Annotated in this window: 14 protein-coding genes and 3 pseudogenes; 16 read left to right on the top strand and 1 reads right to left on the bottom strand. The window is 38.3% G+C overall.

Translation table 11 applies throughout. The features are described from left to right. The first annotated feature begins 12 nt into the window (after positions 1 to 12). The 16 genes and pseudogenes from HSISS3_RS06005 (at position 13) to htpX (ending at position 16,010) form a co-directional block, all read left to right on the top strand. Positions 13 to 1,092 carry an AbiH family protein gene (locus HSISS3_RS06005; protein ID WP_021152061.1) on the top strand — a complete coding sequence of 360 codons (1,080 nt, stop codon included), beginning with the start codon at positions 13 to 15 and terminating at the stop codon, positions 1,090 to 1,092. Between the two features lie 228 nt (positions 1,093 to 1,320). After that, a pseudogene (locus tag HSISS3_RS06000) lies at positions 1,321 to 2,027 on the top strand (hypothetical protein). Between the two features lie 197 nt (positions 2,028 to 2,224). Continuing rightward, a complete protein-coding gene (locus tag HSISS3_RS05995) occupies positions 2,225 to 2,611 on the top strand; it encodes a restriction endonuclease subunit S (RefSeq protein WP_134954255.1) in 387 nt (128 codons plus the stop codon). 146 nt (positions 2,612 to 2,757) lie between these two features. After that, entirely contained in the window at positions 2,758 to 3,378 is a 621-nt protein-coding gene (locus HSISS3_RS05990) for a restriction endonuclease subunit S (RefSeq protein WP_167546191.1), read from the top strand. A gap of 15 nt (positions 3,379 to 3,393) precedes the next feature. Next, positions 3,394 to 4,309: pseudogene (locus HSISS3_RS05985) on the top strand (HAD family hydrolase); the annotation flags it as partial. Between the two features lie 210 nt (positions 4,310 to 4,519). Further along, positions 4,520 to 4,885, top strand: coding sequence for a type II toxin-antitoxin system RelE/ParE family toxin (locus HSISS3_RS05980; protein ID WP_021152058.1), 366 nt, complete (start codon positions 4,520 to 4,522; stop codon positions 4,883 to 4,885). After that, complete coding sequence (locus HSISS3_RS05975; protein ID WP_021144391.1) at positions 4,875 to 5,168, top strand: helix-turn-helix domain-containing protein; 294 nt, start codon at positions 4,875 to 4,877, stop codon at positions 5,166 to 5,168. The genes HSISS3_RS05980 and HSISS3_RS05975 overlap by 11 nt, the downstream gene beginning before the upstream one ends. Before the next feature lie 21 nt (positions 5,169 to 5,189). Further along, positions 5,190 to 6,791, top strand: a complete 1,602-nt coding sequence (locus HSISS3_RS05970; RefSeq protein ID WP_021152057.1) for a type I restriction-modification system subunit M — start codon at positions 5,190 to 5,192, stop codon at positions 6,789 to 6,791. Between the two features lie 120 nt (positions 6,792 to 6,911). Then, the gene (locus HSISS3_RS05965; protein ID WP_042771891.1) at positions 6,912 to 7,250 is read left to right on the top strand and encodes a type II toxin-antitoxin system RelE/ParE family toxin; all 339 of its coding nucleotides are present in this window, start codon (positions 6,912 to 6,914) and stop codon (positions 7,248 to 7,250) included. Further along, positions 7,243 to 8,328: a HigA family addiction module antitoxin gene (locus HSISS3_RS05960; RefSeq protein ID WP_021152055.1), complete on the top strand. Its 1,086-nt coding sequence runs from the start codon at positions 7,243 to 7,245 to the stop codon at positions 8,326 to 8,328. The genes HSISS3_RS05965 and HSISS3_RS05960 overlap by 8 nt, the downstream gene beginning before the upstream one ends. Before the next feature lie 85 nt (positions 8,329 to 8,413). Beyond that, a complete protein-coding gene (locus tag HSISS3_RS05955; RefSeq protein ID WP_021152054.1) occupies positions 8,414 to 9,313 on the top strand; it encodes an Rpn family recombination-promoting nuclease/putative transposase in 900 nt (299 codons plus the stop codon). A 1-nt stretch (position 9,314) separates the two neighbouring features. Continuing rightward, a pseudogene (locus HSISS3_RS05950) lies at positions 9,315 to 9,599 on the top strand (hypothetical protein); the annotation flags it as partial. Between the two features lie 526 nt (positions 9,600 to 10,125). After that, the gene (locus HSISS3_RS05945; protein ID WP_021152052.1) at positions 10,126 to 13,251 is read left to right on the top strand and encodes a YSIRK-type signal peptide-containing protein; all 3,126 of its coding nucleotides are present in this window, start codon (positions 10,126 to 10,128) and stop codon (positions 13,249 to 13,251) included. Between the two features lie 170 nt (positions 13,252 to 13,421). Further along, positions 13,422 to 14,399 (top strand): DNA/RNA non-specific endonuclease, encoded by a 978-nt coding sequence (locus HSISS3_RS05940; RefSeq protein ID WP_042771889.1) that lies wholly within the window; start codon positions 13,422 to 13,424, stop codon positions 14,397 to 14,399. A 149-nt stretch (positions 14,400 to 14,548) separates the two neighbouring features. Then, positions 14,549 to 15,109 carry a LemA family protein gene (locus HSISS3_RS05935; RefSeq protein WP_008534254.1) on the top strand — a complete coding sequence of 187 codons (561 nt, stop codon included), beginning with the start codon at positions 14,549 to 14,551 and terminating at the stop codon, positions 15,107 to 15,109. 1 nt (position 15,110) lies between these two features. Then, positions 15,111 to 16,010: a zinc metalloprotease HtpX gene (htpX, locus tag HSISS3_RS05930; protein ID WP_002887671.1), complete on the top strand. Its 900-nt coding sequence runs from the start codon at positions 15,111 to 15,113 to the stop codon at positions 16,008 to 16,010. Between the two features lie 48 nt (positions 16,011 to 16,058). On the opposite strand, the gene HSISS3_RS05925 is transcribed toward htpX, so the two are convergent. Continuing rightward, positions 16,059 to 16,706: a metal-dependent transcriptional regulator gene (locus HSISS3_RS05925; RefSeq protein WP_021152050.1), complete on the bottom strand. Its 648-nt coding sequence runs from the start codon at positions 16,704 to 16,706 to the stop codon at positions 16,059 to 16,061. Between the last annotated feature and the right edge of the window lie 17 nt (positions 16,707 to 16,723).

Raw genomic sequence — 16,723 nt, 5'->3', positions numbered from 1 at the left:
TAGGGAGAATAAATGGCAGATACGATATTAATTTTAGGAAACGGCTTTGATTTAGCAATGGGTCGAAAAACGAGTTATAAAGATTTTTTAGAGTTTGCTGAGAAACTATTTCCTATACCTGACAAAGAATATGAAAATTTTCTCAACAAACATGATATTAGTACTGAGAAATATAAAGATAATTTATATCTTAGATATATTAGAGAGAATAGAACTACACTCGGAGAAAATTGGTCAAATCTTGAAATAATGATTTCTCAACTTGCTGAAGCAATAGTTTTTTTCAAACTAAATCCCGACAAGTTATATCGCAAAGGAGGTTTTTTATACCCTAATCTTAGTGACTCATTTTGTAGAGAGATGAATGAAGAGGATAATTCTACTTCAAAAATATTTATTGGTAGAATCTTTTCTGAACTTTATAAAAAACAACAATGGGAAAAGTTAGAGAGAGGATTAGTAATATCGAAATTAAATAATGAGTTTATTAGGAATCTTGATTTACTGACTGAGCTCCTAGAAATTTACCTTTCTTATAGAGACTACATAGACTTTGAAGTTGCCCCAATTATTCCTAGTGAGACAGTGTTAGATGCCATAGATGAAATATCAAAGGCTAGTGTGATTAGTTTTAACTATACACATACCCCAAATAAACTTTATAAAATTCCCTTAGAAAAGATCCATTTTATACATGGAGAAATTGATTTAAAAAGACGAAAACATAATATTAATACCATGGTTTTTGGCATTGAAGATAAGGGAACTGAAATCAATAGTGATTTAATACCTTATCAAAAATTTTATCAACGTGTAGTTAAAGAAACTGGAAATACATATGAGAGATTTTTTGACCAGGAATTTGATATATCAAATGGAATACCAAGAATTGTTAAAAATATTATTATTTTTGGACATTCTGTTGATCCACTTGATAAAGAGATATTTGAAAAATGTTTTAAATTGGTTGACAATAAATATTACCAGAGTAGATTTATATTCACATATTTTAATGAAACAGCTAAACGTTCAATAATTAAGAATTTAGCCATTATTCTAGGCAAAGATGAATTGGTTGAACTAACGGGGTAGAAAAGAGTAGTATTCGTACAAAGTCAAGATGTTGATGGGATGAGAGAGTTGCTCTTAAAGTAAGTTATGAATACCTAGATTAGATAGATAAAACTTTTTAAGAATTGATTCGGTAATTAGAAGTTAAATACTATGTGAAGATAGTTCAGCTAAAAAATTTAGTCTCAAAGTATAATACTCATAGTCTCAGATTAGACGTTTTCTTTCACTCGAATAGGAGAAATTGCAATGAATACTATAATTCCATTTCTTAATTCTCAGTTTATTAGTTCAATGATTGGGGCTTTACTGGGTGCTGGTGTAGCGGTTTATGTAGCAAAGCTCCAAAATAGGCAGCAACTTAAACAGCTAAAAGATGAACATAAGTTACAACGAGAATTTTTTGAAAGACAAGAAGCGAACGAAAGAGAACGTATTTTCTTACAGTATACAATTGAGAGGGCGGAGAGGTCCTATAAAATATTAAACCAATTGAAAAAAGCCGCAACTTTTTTTGGAGATGAAACTTTCCCTTTGACAGAATCAGATAATGAAGATGAATTTCAGAAGATATTTTAAAACTTTGTTATACAGTAATAACTCCGAAATACTACGAATTTATTGATTTAAAGGATGAGTTGTTACTGACATTAGTAATTCAAGATGATGTGAGATTATCAGATTTAAAAAATGAAGTAGTAATGGAAGTAGAAAGATTTTCAAACTATTATTATAAAATTATTAAAGCAAGTACTTTTATTGAATTTTCTGAAATGGTTGATGCCTTTTGTGAAGAAACAAAATTAATTGAAAAATGTGATAGCCTCAAAACTTATATAACTAAATATATTATGGACAGCACATTTAGACTTATTCCCCCTGAGAAAATTGCTGAGAAAATTTTAAAGCAAAGCTACGGTTCTTCCGAACTTAAGTTTAAAGTTGTAAAAGATTAAAATTAGGGTTATATTTTTGTTATAAAATATTCGCATAGTATATGTAATCATAGAAAATTTAGAGAATAAATCTAGTTTGAAAAGTAATTTACTAGAAAAAGTGGTGTAAAAAACTATAAGGTTACTTTTTAGCAAGTTTATTGTGTAATGAAATAAATATAAACTAATTACTTTGTCAAAAAAAGATTGGAGAATAATTGAAAGAAAAATATTGCAAAATTCCAAAGTTCCGCTTTAATAAGTTTCTAGAGTCATGGAAAAGACTGAAGTATGAAGACGTAATTGAAGTAAATAGTGGTAAAGATTATAAACATTTAGATAAAGGAGATATTCCTGTATATGGAACTGGTGGATATATGCATTCAGTTTCAGAAGCAATTACAAATAAAGATGGAGTAGGTATTGGTAGAAAAGGAACAATAAATAAACCGTATATTTTAAAAGCACCGTATTGGACAGTAGATACCCTATTTTTTGTATTCCCAAAAATAAATACAATTTATATTTTATTAATGCGATTTTTGAACGAACTCAATGGGAGAGGTTTGATGAGTCTACTGGTGTACCTTCATTATCTAAGTTAACAATCAATAATATTCAAAATTATTTTCCATCTTTCGACGAACAATCTGCCATCGGTTCCCTTTTCTGCACCCTCGACGACCTTCTATCTAGCTACAAGGACAATCTCGCCAACTACCAATCTCTCAAGGCGACCATGCTTTCCAAGATGTTTCCCAAAGCTGGACAGACTATTCCTGAGATTCGTTTGGATGGATTTGAAGGGGAGTGGGGAAAGTATTACCTAGGTGATATTTTTGAACAAGTATCAAATTATATTGAACCTTCTAAAGAAAACGAGTTATGGAGTTTAACAGTTGAGAAGGGATTAACACCTAAAACAAATCGTTACAAAAGAGATTTTTTGGTAAAAAAGAATGATAAATTTAAAAAGGTTAATGTACAGGAGTTTGTTTATAATCCAATGAATCTTACATTAGGTGCTTTGGATTTAAACGATAATGAAGTAACTATTTCAGTTTCTGGTTATTATGTTGTGATGAAAAACAGAAATATGGAAAAATTTGATAATGATTTTTTGAAAATTCTATTAAAAACAACGTACGCAATTTATCAATATAAACAGTTTGCTACAGGAACTCTAATTGAAAAACAACGTGTACAATTTCCAACTTTCTCGGAGATTCCATTTTATTTACCACCAATAGCCGAACAACAAGCTATCGGCACATACTTCTCTAACCTTGATAACCTTATCAACTCTCACCAAGAAAAAATTTTTCAACTCGAAACACTCAAAAAGAAACTTTTACAAGATATGTTTATATAAAAGGAGTGCAGTAAAATGTCAAAAGTAAAATCTGAATGTCTAAAGAAAGAAGAAAAACCTGTAGTAGCTATTTGCTATGATTTTGATAAAACGCTGTCTCCTGATGATATGCAAGCTCAAGGATTTATACAAAAGCTAGGGTATGAAATTGGTGATTTTTGGAAGAAGTCAAATGGATTTGCTATCAAAAATGACATGGATCAGAATCTTGCGTATATGTTCACTATGAAAACAGAATCTGCAGGAAAGGTTTTGTTTACAAAAACGGAGCTAGCTAAGTTTGGCTCAGAAGTGAAATTATTTCCAGGAGTCGAAGACTGGTTTGAACGAATCAGAAAATATGGAGAAGAAAAAGGTGTTATTGTAGAACACTACATTATTTCGTCAGGTTTGAAAGAAATGATAGAAGGAACTTCCATAGCTAAGAAAGGTGCCTTTAAGAAAATATATGCAACTTCTTTTTATTGCGATGAAAATGGGGTTGCAGTCTGGCCTGCTCAGGTAGTAAATTACACGAATAAAACACAATTCCTTTTTAGAATAACCAAAGGGGTTCTGGATGTAAATAATGCTGCAGTAAATGATTTTTTCTCTGAAAGTGATTTACGTGTTCCTTTCAGAAATATGATTTATTTAGGAGATAGTGACACTGACATTCCGTGTATGAAGCTAGTTAAAACGAGAGGTGGCTATTCTATCGGTGTATTCAATCCTGAAACTAATGATAGAACAAAAGTATATAAGATGACCCGTGATAATCGTATAGATTATTTTGTGCCAGCTGACTATTCAGAGAATACTGAACTTGATACTTTAATAAAGACAATTATTGATAAGACCGTCTTTAATGAATTATTAGAAAACAAGAAAAATAATGACAAAAAAGAGGCAGGTACAAGAAAGCTCAGAAGAAAGAAAAAAGATAAATGAATTTCATTCTAAAAATATAAAACTCTTACAAGACATGTTTATCTAACTTTCAAAAATGATCCTTATCAGCATCCATAAGCATAGCCTTTTTCGAATAGTATAAGTGAGCCCCTTTGATCCTTTCAAAGGGTGCTTCTTGGTATTTAATAACTTACAAGTATTTACTTTTAATAACTTTAGAGTTATAATGAATTCGAAAAGAGTTTGCTTTGTGCACACTATTTATTTTTATAAGGACAAACAAGGGAATCAGCCTGTCTTGGACTATATGAGAAAGCTAGCTCGTCGGGATAGCAAGGACAGTCGGATCAAACTCAACAAGCTCAATGACTACATCGAACTTTTGAGCCAACATGGTACCTGTGCTGGCCAACCCTACATCAAGCATCTGGATGCGGAGATCTGGGAGTTGAGACCCTTGCGGGATCGGATTTTATTCGTGGCTTGGCTGGATGGGAGCTTTGTCTTACTGCATCATTTTGTCAAAAAGACGCAAAAGACACCCAGACGAGAGATCGAGAAAGCCAAGCGAGAGTTGCAAGATTTGAAGGAAAGAGGGCTAAGAAATGAAGAATAGTGCCATCGGCAGCAATTGGAAAGATGTGAGAGCAGAGCTCTTCACCAAGGAAGAAATCCTTGAAAGTGATCTTCGGGTCGCGATTATGACAGAGCTGATTGAGGCTCGGCATGAAAAGGGCATTAGTCAAAAGAAACTAGAAGAACTCAGTGGGGTTAGCCAACCGGTCATCGCTCGGATGGAGACAGGGAAGACCAGTCCTCAATTGGATACGGTTTTGAAAGTCTTAGCCAGTCTGGGCAAGACCCTCGCTGTCGTCCCACTGGAACAAGAAAAAGTCTAAAAGAAATCAGAAAGAATTACTATGGAAACAACACAAACCTCCCAGTCGCTTTATCAAGCCCTGTGGAACTCAGCGGATGTGCTCCGCTCTAAGATGGATGCCAACGATTACAAGTCTTATCTCTTGGGCATGGTCTTTTACAAGTATTTATCGGACAAGATGCTCTTTTTCGTGGCAGAGACCATGGAGGAGGAGACAGAAAGTTTGGATGAAGCACTAGCAGTCTATCGTAAATACTACGAGGATGAGGAGACTCACGAGGACCTCTTGGCAGTCATCACTGATGAGATGAGCTATGCCATTCATCCTGACTTGACCTTTACGGCCTTAGTGGAGCGAGTGAACGATGGAAGCTTTCAGTTAGAGGATTTGGTTCAGGGCTTCCGTGATATTGAGCAAAGTGACGAGCTTTATGAAAACCTTTTCGAAGACATTGACCTCTACTCTAAGAAACTTGGGGCGACTCCTCAAAAGCAAAACCAGACGGTTGCGGCTGTGATGAAAGAGTTAGCAGTCCTAGATGTGGCAGGTCATGCTGGTGATATGCTTGGTGATGCTTACGAGTACTTGATCGGTCAGTTTGCGACGGATTCGGGTAAGAAAGCTGGTGAGTTCTATACACCGCAACCTGTTGCCAAGCTTATGACGCAGATTGCATTTTTAGGACGTGAGGACAAGCAAGGCTTTACCCTTTATGATGCGACTATGGGGTCAGGATCGCTCTTGCTTAATGCCAAACGCTATTCACGTCAACCACAGACAGTGGTTTACTTTGGTCAAGAGTTGAACACCTCAACTTATAACCTGGCACGTATGAACATGATTCTGCATGGTGTACCGATTGAAAATCAGTTTTTACACAACGCAGATACCTTGGATGAGGATTGGCCAACCCAAGAGCCAACTAACTTTGACGGTGTTCTCATGAACCCACCTTATTCAGCCAAGTGGTCTGCTAGCTCAGGTTTCATGGATGATCCTCGTTTCTCACCATTTGGGAAACTAGCACCTAAGTCTAAGGCTGATTTTGCCTTCCTCTTGCACGGTTACTATCACTTGAAACAAGACAATGGTGTCATGGCCATCGTCCTACCTCATGGGGTGCTCTTCCGTGGTAATGCTGAAGGGACTATTCGTAAGGCTTTGTTGGAAGAAGGTGCCATTGATACGGTTATCGGTCTGCCTGCTAATATTTTCTTTAACACCAGTATTCCGACGACGGTTATCATTCTCAAAAAGAACCGCACCAATCGTGATGTTTACTTTATCGATGCCTCTAAGGAGTTTGATAAGGGGAAAAATCAGAACATCATGACGGATGCTCATATTGAGAAGATTCTCAATGCCTATAAGAGCCGTGAGGATATGGACAAGTTTGCCCATCTGGCTAGCTTTGAAGAGATTGTGGAAAATGACTACAACCTTAATATTCCTCGCTATGTGGATACCTTTGAGGAAGAAGAAGTGGAGCCCTTGACCGAGATTGTGGCTAAGATTAATGAGACCAATGCGACGATTGAAAGTCAGACAGCCTCACTTCTCGACATGCTTGGTCAGCTTCATGGAACGACACAAGAAGCGGACGAAGAACTCAAGGCTTTTGTGGAAGCATTTAAGGGGTAATTTATTAGTTAAATGATAAAAGAAGTATCAGTCAAATGAAGTTTTGACTGGTCTTTTTTCTATGAATTTGATAATATTAAATTACCAAAAAGGTAATTTGAATCGAACGGAAAGGAATTTATGAAGCTAATCTATACAAATAAAACTGTTGAGAAACAGTGCACTGAGCTGAGGCGAGCGAAAAAGGATTTTTCGGATAAGGTTGCATTAAAGTTGCATCAGTTGATTAACCTTTTGGAAGCATCGGATTCTTTGGCTAGTGTGACGGCCTTTCCTAAGTATCATTTTCACCAATTAAGGGGAAAGAGAAATGGACAGTTTGCCTTAGATATAGATGGTCGAAGGAGTTCCTATCGTTTGATTGTAGGATTTCGTGAGGAAGATTTTGATAAGGTATTTTCTAGTCCGGTAGAAATCGAAATCTTGAAAATAGAGGAGGTTAGCAATCATTATGAGTAAAAAAGTGGTTGAGTACAAAGACCTGGTTGCTTTTCATCCAGGTCAGTATGTTGAAGACTTAATTGAGGACTATAACGTAACTCAGAAAGAATTTGCGGAGCGTTTGGGAGTCTCTGCCAAGACTGTCAGCAAGCTAGTTAATGCTGAGGAGTCTATTAGTAAGGAGACAGCTCATAAGTTAGCCAAGTTAAGTGGTGTTTCTATGCAGACTTGGCTCAACCTTCAAAACATTTATGATGTGAAAGTGGCTGAAATTGTAGAACAAAGAGAGCTTGATCAAGGCCGCGAGAAGGAAATATGCGAGATGATTGACTTCAAGTATTTTAAGCAAAAAGGCTATGTTCCAGAGAAGCGCTATGGTATTGGTGAAAAGATTACAGAGCTTCGGAAGATTCTGGAAGTATCGAGTTTAGAATATCTCGTGACTTTTAACCATTTAGTGAGTTATCGTAATACACGTGACTTTACCGAAAAGAGTATTGTTAATTCTAATATTATGTTAGAGTTAGCATCTAAAAAAGCTCGTAATAAAACGACCACGAAGCTTAATCGTAGAAAGTTAGAGAGAAGCTTGCCAACATTGAGGGAACTGACGAGACAAGATCCAAAGGATTTTGCTCAAGAGTTGACCGATATCTTGCTAGAGTGTGGGGTTGTCCTAGTGGGTCTTCCTGCTTTAGCAAATGCCAATTTAAATGGTGCAACAAAGAAATTTGGAAACGGTAGTGTCTTGTTGTTATTAACAGATCGTAATAAAGCATCAGATATTTTTTGGTTTTCACTTTTCCATGAGATTGGTCATATTCTTCAGAATGACTTTTGGTCTGATGATGGAGATAGTGACTCTTATAGACGTTCTGAGGAACTAGCAGACCAGTTTGCGAAAGATTTACTAATTGCCCCTCAAGACTATCAAAGATTCATAGATGAAGGTTGCTTTGATAAACAAGCGATTAGGAAATTTGCTGATGAGATTGGTATCCATCCTAGCATTGTTTTAGGTCGACTTCAGAACGATGAGTATTTGGGTTATGATCAATTTAGAGACTTGAAAGTGAACTATTATTTGGTTTCTTAATGGATCTTATAGTGTAATCAAAAGCTTTTTCCGAATAGATAGAAGTAGAGGGGCCAACCCTCTATTTTTTCTTAAGGAGAGGTAGATGGAAAAAAGACACAAGCATGTCTCACCGACCTTGGATATTATGGCTAAGAAGATTTTTAGCCTACCTGAGGTGACAGTGGCTTTTATTAGAGATATTTTGGATTTGGATGTTGTGGACGCTCAGATTTTGGAGGGGACGCAGCTTCATAAAAAGGACTTTGACGAGGATGAGCTTTTCTCAACGTCAGTGGATGTTCGGGCTAAGTTGAATGATGGAACTGAGGTCATTATTGAGATTCAGGTGCGTAAGCAGCATTATTTTCTCAATCGTTTTCATTATTATTTGGCTAACCAGCTGGTGGAAAATGTGCAAAAATTACGCCAACAAGGACAGACTCACAAGATGTATGAGCAGATGGAGCCAGTCTATGGCATAGCTATCTTGGAGAAGACCTTGTTGCCTGATGAGGAATCCCCGATTAATACTTATTGGATGGCCAATAGTCGGACGGGCAAGCCTTTGAATTCTTACTATAAGGACGGAAAACGTCAGAACCTTCTTCAGATTGCCTTTTTAGAGTTGGATAAGTATAATAAAGGTAAGCATATTACGGATGAAGGGCGGCAGTGGCTAGAGTTTTTTGGAAATCTCCCATTTTCTAAGGAACCAAGCCGAGCGGTCACGCATGCCGATTCATTACTGGATTCATCCAGCTGGACACAGGAGGAAAAGGCGATGATTGATGAACGCATACGTATTCAAGAAAACTATGACATGACCATGGAAACAGCTATTGATGAAGCACGTGAAGAAGGCTTGGAACAAGGGATAGAACGAGGCCGTCATGAGGGACAACTAGAGTTGATTCACAAGATGTTATCAAAAGGTCTACCGTTAAAAGTTGTGTCAGATGTGACAGGTTTATCGCTTGAAGAACTAGAGGCTATGTTATCTTAAAACCAGCTGGACACAGGAGGAAAAGGCGATGATTGATGAACGCATACGAATTCAAGAAAATTATGACATGACTATGGAAACAGCTATTGATGAAGCGCGTGAAGAAGGCTTGGAGCGAGGGATAGAGAAAGGAATAGAGCGTGGACTTAAACAAGGCTTGGAACAAGGTCGTTATGAGGAGCGTCTAGAGTTGGTTCGCAAGATGCTCTCAAAAGGTCTATCACTAGAAGTTGTGTCAGATGTGACAGGTTTATCGCTTGAAGAACTAGAGGCATTGTTATCGTAAATTTTAGCTGAGTTAATCAATTTTTTGAAAGTGAGAGGCAGTTTTTGTCTCTTTTTTATTTTTTGGTATTTAACATTTGTAACACTAAAACATTCGGAAAATAATACTTTGAAGCGTAAAATTAAAAAGACTGTCAAACGTTTGACAGGAATCTGAGAAAATAGATTTCAGGTATTTTCAAAATTTAGTTTGACAGTTCTTACTAAATAAGGCTTTTTTGGACATGCTAATTTTTCCTGTCTTACATGTGACAGAAATCATCGTTTTGTGCGACATTTTTAGACTGTCATTTATAGGTGAATGACTGAACTTTCTAATATGACAATGTTGTTAAGGCCTTGTTAAAATGGCTTTCCTAGCCTTTTATTTTACTTTTTCATCCCTTATAATTTTCTTTGGTTTGTTTTCACGAAGATAAACAACAGCATTATCGACAATCGAATATGATGAAATCTCTATTTTCTCTTCCAACAGTGGTTTGGTTCTCAGATAGAGAGATTATGAAAAAAGTATCAGGAGAATAAAAGTGTTTAATGACAGTAAGACAAAACCAAAGTACAGCATCCGTAAATATTCCATTGGGGCAGCATCTTCCTTGATTGGGTTCATGGCTCTTGCCAATGGGCAAGCAGCTCAGGCTGACGAGGCACAATCGATTAGTGACTTGACGAATGCCTCAAATCAGGCGCAGGCCCCTCAAATGGCTTCAACAGCTCAGTTGGCGACTTCAGAGCCAACATCGGAGACAGTACAAGCGTCACAGCCTGTTAATATTATGCCTTCACAACCCCAGGTAACGACTGTTCAAGCAGCTGAGCAGACTCCGACCATTGATCAAGTGGTTGAGACAGTCACCTCTCAAAATCAAGAAACTTCAGCAAATGTCTTAACCAATGCGACTGAGGATCAAGGCCAAGGAAAGGAGTACAACACCGATAATTACGGTGCAAAGATGCCTTATACAAGCCATGAGGCTGAAAATGCGACTATTGAAAATGGCGCTACAATCCAACAGTCAAAAGATATGGAATCTACGGCTGTAGAGGCAACTAACCAAGCTTATGTCGAGCTTCCTAAAAAGGATGCGGCGGTTACCTTCAATGTCACAGAACCAGCCAACGCTTTGAATGTCCGCTATACGATACCCGATGGTGCATCAGGTCAGTTGGATGTGCAAGTTAATGGTTCAAGCGTTGGTAATCTTGATTTGTCATCCCACTCAGCCTGGCAGTACCTTAAAGGTGACCATGAGTATGATCAAGCCATTGACGGTTCAAGTGCCCGTTTTCGTTTTGATGAGACACGTCTCCTCCTCAAGGATATCCAATTAAAATCTGGTGATAAGATTTCTCTCGTTAAGAAGAAGGATGACAATGTCCCTTATGGTATTGACTTTATTGAGCTAGAACAGGCTCCAGCGCCAGTTGCCCAAAGTGAAAATAGTATCAGTATCGTGGATAAGGGTGCATCTGCTAATGATGATAGTGACGACACAGCTGCCCTACTTGCGGCTGTTGAAGAAGCTAAAGTCAGTGGAAAGTCTGTCTATATTCCAGAGGGACGTTTCAATTTTGATAAGCAAGTTAATATCGAAGCGGATAATCTAAAAATCTCAGGTGCCGGTGTTTGGCATACACAACTACACTTTACAAGTGACAAACGCTATGGTGGTGGTATTGTCTTTGGGCATAATAGTAACGGCATCGAGTTGAGCAATCTCTACATGGATTCCAACTTGACGTCTCGCTACAAGGAGGACGCACAGTACAAGGCTATTTCAGGAACGCTTGGTAAGAATTCGCACATTCATGATATCTGGGTTCAGCATTTTGAAGTTGGTATGTGGATTGGCGACTACGATCAGACGGGAAATATGAAGTATACGGATGGTCTTATCGTTGAAAATACTCGTATCCGTAATAACTTGGCTGATGGTATTAACTTTGCTCAAGGTACCAAAAATTCAACAGTCAAAAACTCTAATATTCGTGGGAATGGTGATGATGGTTTGGCAATTTGGTCAAGCATTTCAGATGGAACAAATGCCGCCGCCGAGGAAAATAATAAATTCCTCAACAACACCATTGAATCAGGCTGGCGTGCGGCTGGTATCGGTATTTTTGGTGGTAAGGGTCATGAAATCTCAGGAAACCTCATCAAGGACGTCTTTGCTGGATCAGGTATCCGTGTCAATACGGTTTTTGCTGGTCATAATTTCGACCATAATGATAATGGAATTAAGATACATGACAATACTATTCTACGTTCAGGAACAACTAATGACCTCTATAACCTCCACCGTGGTGCCATTGATTTCCAACAAGTTCGTGGGACTATCAAGAATGTCGATGTTTACGATAATAAGCTACTGAACACCTTGGCTGATCCTGTGATTACCAAGAATTTTGAGATGGGTGACAGTGGCAATGGAGAAATCCGTTTATCTAATAATACGATTGACAATAAGGCGACGATTGTTGGGGCTGTCTCAGCAGTTTCTCCAACAAAACCTGAACCAAAGCCTGTCAATAATCCAGTCTCTGAGACTTCAGTTTCCGAAACGCCAAAGAGTGAAGCGGGTTCAACTGCGCCAGTTTCTGAAGCATCAACAAGTGAAGTAGTTTCTGAGACATCAGCATCAGAAACACCAAAGAGTGAGGCAGGTTCAAGCACTCCAGTTTCTGAAACATCAACTAGTGAAGTAGTTTCTGAGACTTCAGTTTCCGAAACACCAAAGAGTGAGGAAAGTTCAAGCACTCCAGTTTCTGAAGCATCTAACAGTGAAGTGATCTCAGAGACCTCAGTTTCAGAAACAGCTAAGAGTGAAGAAAACTCAAGTACTCCAATTTCTGAATCATCAACAAGTGAAGTGGCTTCTGAAACTTCAGCATCAGAAACACCAAAGAGTGAAGCAGGCTCGACAGCCCCAGTTTCCGAGTCTTCAACTAGTGAAGTGGTTTCTGAGACATCAGCATCAGAAACATCTAACAGTGAGGAAACTTCAGGAGCTTCATCTACGAGTCAGGTTGACGTAGTAATTTCTTCTGACAGTCCAGAAAAAGCTTCAACTTCAGAAAGTACACAGAAGGATCCAATAAGTGAGGTTTCTTCAGAAGTTATTGAAAAGGGCTCAACAAGTCAGATTGCTGTTAAAGTCTCTGAAGCACCAACTACAGCAAGTACATCTGAAGTTGTCAGCATTTCGCCAAATAGTCAGATGGCTTATAATGACGACCTAAAAACTCCTGTAACAAGTAGTCAGTTGACTTCAGAAGCCATTCCTTATCATTCTCTCTTGAATGCGAAATCAGTGGATGTGATTGCAAGTAAAGTCATGGCGGTTATGGCATCTGAAACATTAGCCTCAGAAGTGGCAACACTTGCAAGCTCTGAAGGTGCTATCAAAGAGATTAACAGCGATTTGTCAGAATTGGCGGAAAACAAGAAGGATGACAAACCAGAGAATGTCGCACGTATTGATAAAAAAACTGAAGCTAGACAGGTAGCTAAGGCATCAGGTAGTCAAGAAAGCACTTCAAAAGAGCAAGGTAAGTCGAATACTGCAACAGTCTTATTCCTTGTCGGAATCGGTGCAGCATTAAGCTTATCGACAGTTTACCTTACTAAGCATGGTAAAAAAGTCAGTAAATAATAAGTAGGAAGCATCCATTAAATTGGGTGTTTTTTGTTTTTAAGCAAGCTCTAAGATACCTAATATCATTATTCTTTATTTTTAATCATCTACTTTGATTTGGTCCTGTATAATTACAGTGATAAGAAAAATTAAGGAGTTAAGATGATGAAAGAAAAAGAAATAGTAGGATTTGTTTATTTGCTCTTCTTATTTTAGTATTTACTTTAGGATTCGGATTTTCAGTAGATACTAGCAAACAATCGTTGGCTGTGAGCTCTCAAGTGGTTCAAGCGGATGAGAACAATGGTATCTTGGCTTTTAATGGTCAAAAGCAGTTTGTCATGGAGGAGAAGGACCAGCTAGGACGTGCCCACAGTGCTCATATACAGTTACAAGATAAGGACGAGCCGAAGAATAAGCGTCCCGGTAAAATAAAATATGATCCTGTAGGATGGCATAACTATAAGTTTTATTATGGTGACGGTAAATCAAAATCTTGGCTAATGAATCGAGGGCATTTGATTGGCTATCAGTTTTCGGGTGTCAATGATGAAGGCAAGAATTTAGTACCTATGACTGCCTGGTTGAACTCTGGAAATTATAAAGGAACCGATGAAGGCAATCAGTCAGGTATGCTTTATTATGAGAATCGTTTGGATAACTGGCTAGCACTCCACCCTAACTATTGGCTAGACTATAAGGTAACAGCTATCTATAGTGGAGACGAGTTGTTACCCCGTCAAGTGGAACTTCAGTATGTTGGCATTGATAGTTCTGGAAATCTCTTGGAAATTAAACTTGGTGGAGATAAGGAGACTCTTGACAGTCAAGGAATTACACATATTGTTTTGGATAACCAATCACCAAATGCAGAAATCAATTATGCGAATGGGACTGCAACAAATACGGTTCCTGCATATACTGACGTACCATCTGAGCCTAGTTCTGAGAGTTCGCAGGTGACTGAGCAACCAAGTTCTGAGCCAGAACCTGCACAACCTACACAAGAAGAGAGCAGAACAGTTTATGTGGCACGTCAAGGAACAGCAGATGTTTATTGGTATGACATCAACAGTATGCCTAAAAACACCAACAAATCAAATGTCGTCACTATGTCAGAAGCAGACGCAATCTCCCAAGGTAAACGACACACAACTAAAGAATGATGAAGAGCTTGACAAGATGTCCAGTTTTTTCGTAAAATGATTTCACATTTCACCACTTTTATCTGAAAATTTGATATACTGAATCTATCAAAACACTTAAAAGGATAGTCATTTGAACTCTTTTTAAGTTATAAGAAAGGAAACTAAATATGATTTGGATTATTATCGCCATTATTGTTGTTCTTGTGATCTTTGTTATTGCAAGTTATAACGGCTTGGTTAAAAGCCGTATGCAGACTAAGGAGGCCTGGAGTCAGATTGATGTTCAATTGAAACGTCGTAATGATCTCCTTCCTAACTTGATTGAAACCGTTAAAGGTTACGCTAAATATGAAGGTTCAACGCTTGAAAAAGTAGCAGAACTTCGTAATCAGGTTGCAGCAGCAACATCCCCTGCAGCAGCTATGCGTGCCAGTGATGAATTGACACGTCAGGTTTCTGGCATCTTTGCGGTAGCTGAAAGTTACCCTGACCTTAAGGCTAGTGCTAACTTTAGTCAGCTTCAAGAAGAATTGACTAACACTGAAAATAAAATTGCCTACTCACGTCAACTTTATAACAGTGTGACAAGTAACTACAATGTGAAATTGGAAACATTCCCGAGCAATGTTATTGCTAAAATGTTTAGCTTTAAGGCTGCTGAATTCCTTGAAACACCGGAAGCAGAAAAAGCTGTTCCTAAGGTTGATTTCAGTGGATTAGGTAACTAATATGTTATTTGATCAAATTGCTCGAAATAAGAGAAGGACTTGGCTTTTACTTCTGGTCTTTTTCCTCTTGTTGGGTCTTGTTGGTTATGCTGTTGGTTATCTTTGGCTAGGTTCTGGTTATGGTGGATTGATTCTTGCCTTGGTTATTGGTTTCATTTATGCTGTGACCATGATTTTTCAGTCAACCAATCTTGTTATGGCCATGAATGGTGCACAAGAAGTGGATGAACAAACAGCCCCAGATCTTTATCATGTGGTTGAGGATATGGCAATGGTGGCACAGATTCCCATGCCACGTGTCTTTATTGTCAACGATCCTTCAATGAATGCTTTTGCGACTGGCTCTAGCCCTCAGAATGCTGCAGTAGCAGCTACAACAGGTCTCCTTGCGGTTATGAACCGTGAGGAGCTTGAAGGAGTTATGGGACATGAAGTAAGCCATATTCGCAACTATGACATTCGTATTTCTACCATTGCAGTGGCCTTGGCTTCTGCCATTACCATGTTAGCTGGAATGGCACGCAATATGATGTTCTGGGGTGGCGGTCGCCGTAGGAGTGATGATGATCGTGATGGAGGCAGTGGTTTGGAGATTATTCTTCTCATTGTTTCCTTAATCTCTATTATCTTGGCACCTTTGGCAGCCACCTTGGTTCAACTGGCCATTTCACGCCAGCGTGAATTTTTAGCTGATGCTTCTAGCGTCGAATTGACACGTAACCCACAAGGTATGATTAACGCTCTGCTCAAACTTGATAATAGTGCTCCTATGCAACATCACGTAGATGATGCCAGTGCTGCGCTCTATATCAATGATCCTAAAAAGGAATCTGGTTTGCAGAAGCTCTTTTACACTCACCCACCAATTTCAGAACGGGTGGAACGCTTAAGACATATGTAAAAAAGAGAGACTGATGACACTTCTAAGGGTGTTTATCAGCCTCTCTTTTTAGATTGATTCGATATAAAGGTTACTAGCAATGGCTTCTGGGATTTGGATGTCCTTTCCATCAATATGTAGTCGGTAGAGTTGTGTGAAAGGGTCAAAGCCTTCCAAGGTAAAAGGTGTTCCAATTTTAAGACCGACAGTCTTCAAATAATGGATTAGATCAATTTGATCTTGAACTCGACGAAGGACATAGTCTCCAGGAGCAAGGCCTTGTGTAAAAGTTTGGTTATAAAATTCTTCTATGAGTTGACCTGATTTGGGAATTTGCCCGCCATGTGGACAGGTTTGAGGATAATTGAGTAGACGGTCAAGAGCATTGATGAAGTGATCAGAGACAGTATGCTCTAAAATTTCAGCCTCTTGATGAATTTGATCACAAGTGTATTGCAAGTGGTCCACCAAAAAGACTTCGATGAGGCGATGTTTCCGATAGAGTTCAGCGACATTGATTTTACCAGTTTTCGTTAGAAGATAGCCCTTGACTTTGTCTTTGATGATGAGGTCTTCTGAAATCAATTTCTTAATCATTTCCGTCACAGCAGGTGGAGACACCTGCATACGGTTTGCGATTTCCTTATTGCTTATTTTGCCTTCTTCAGTACCAATCTCATAGATACATTTGAGGTAGTCTTCTTTGTTAGGTGTCATTTCTCTTCCTTTGAAAA

Origin of the sequence: Streptococcus sp. HSISS3 (genome assembly GCF_000448605.1) — a bacterium.
GTDB classification, from domain to species: Bacteria; Bacillota; Bacilli; order Lactobacillales; family Streptococcaceae; genus Streptococcus; species Streptococcus raffinosi.
The sequence above is the reverse complement of the archived record's forward strand: the minus strand, read 5'-3'. Positions and strand labels throughout refer to the sequence as shown.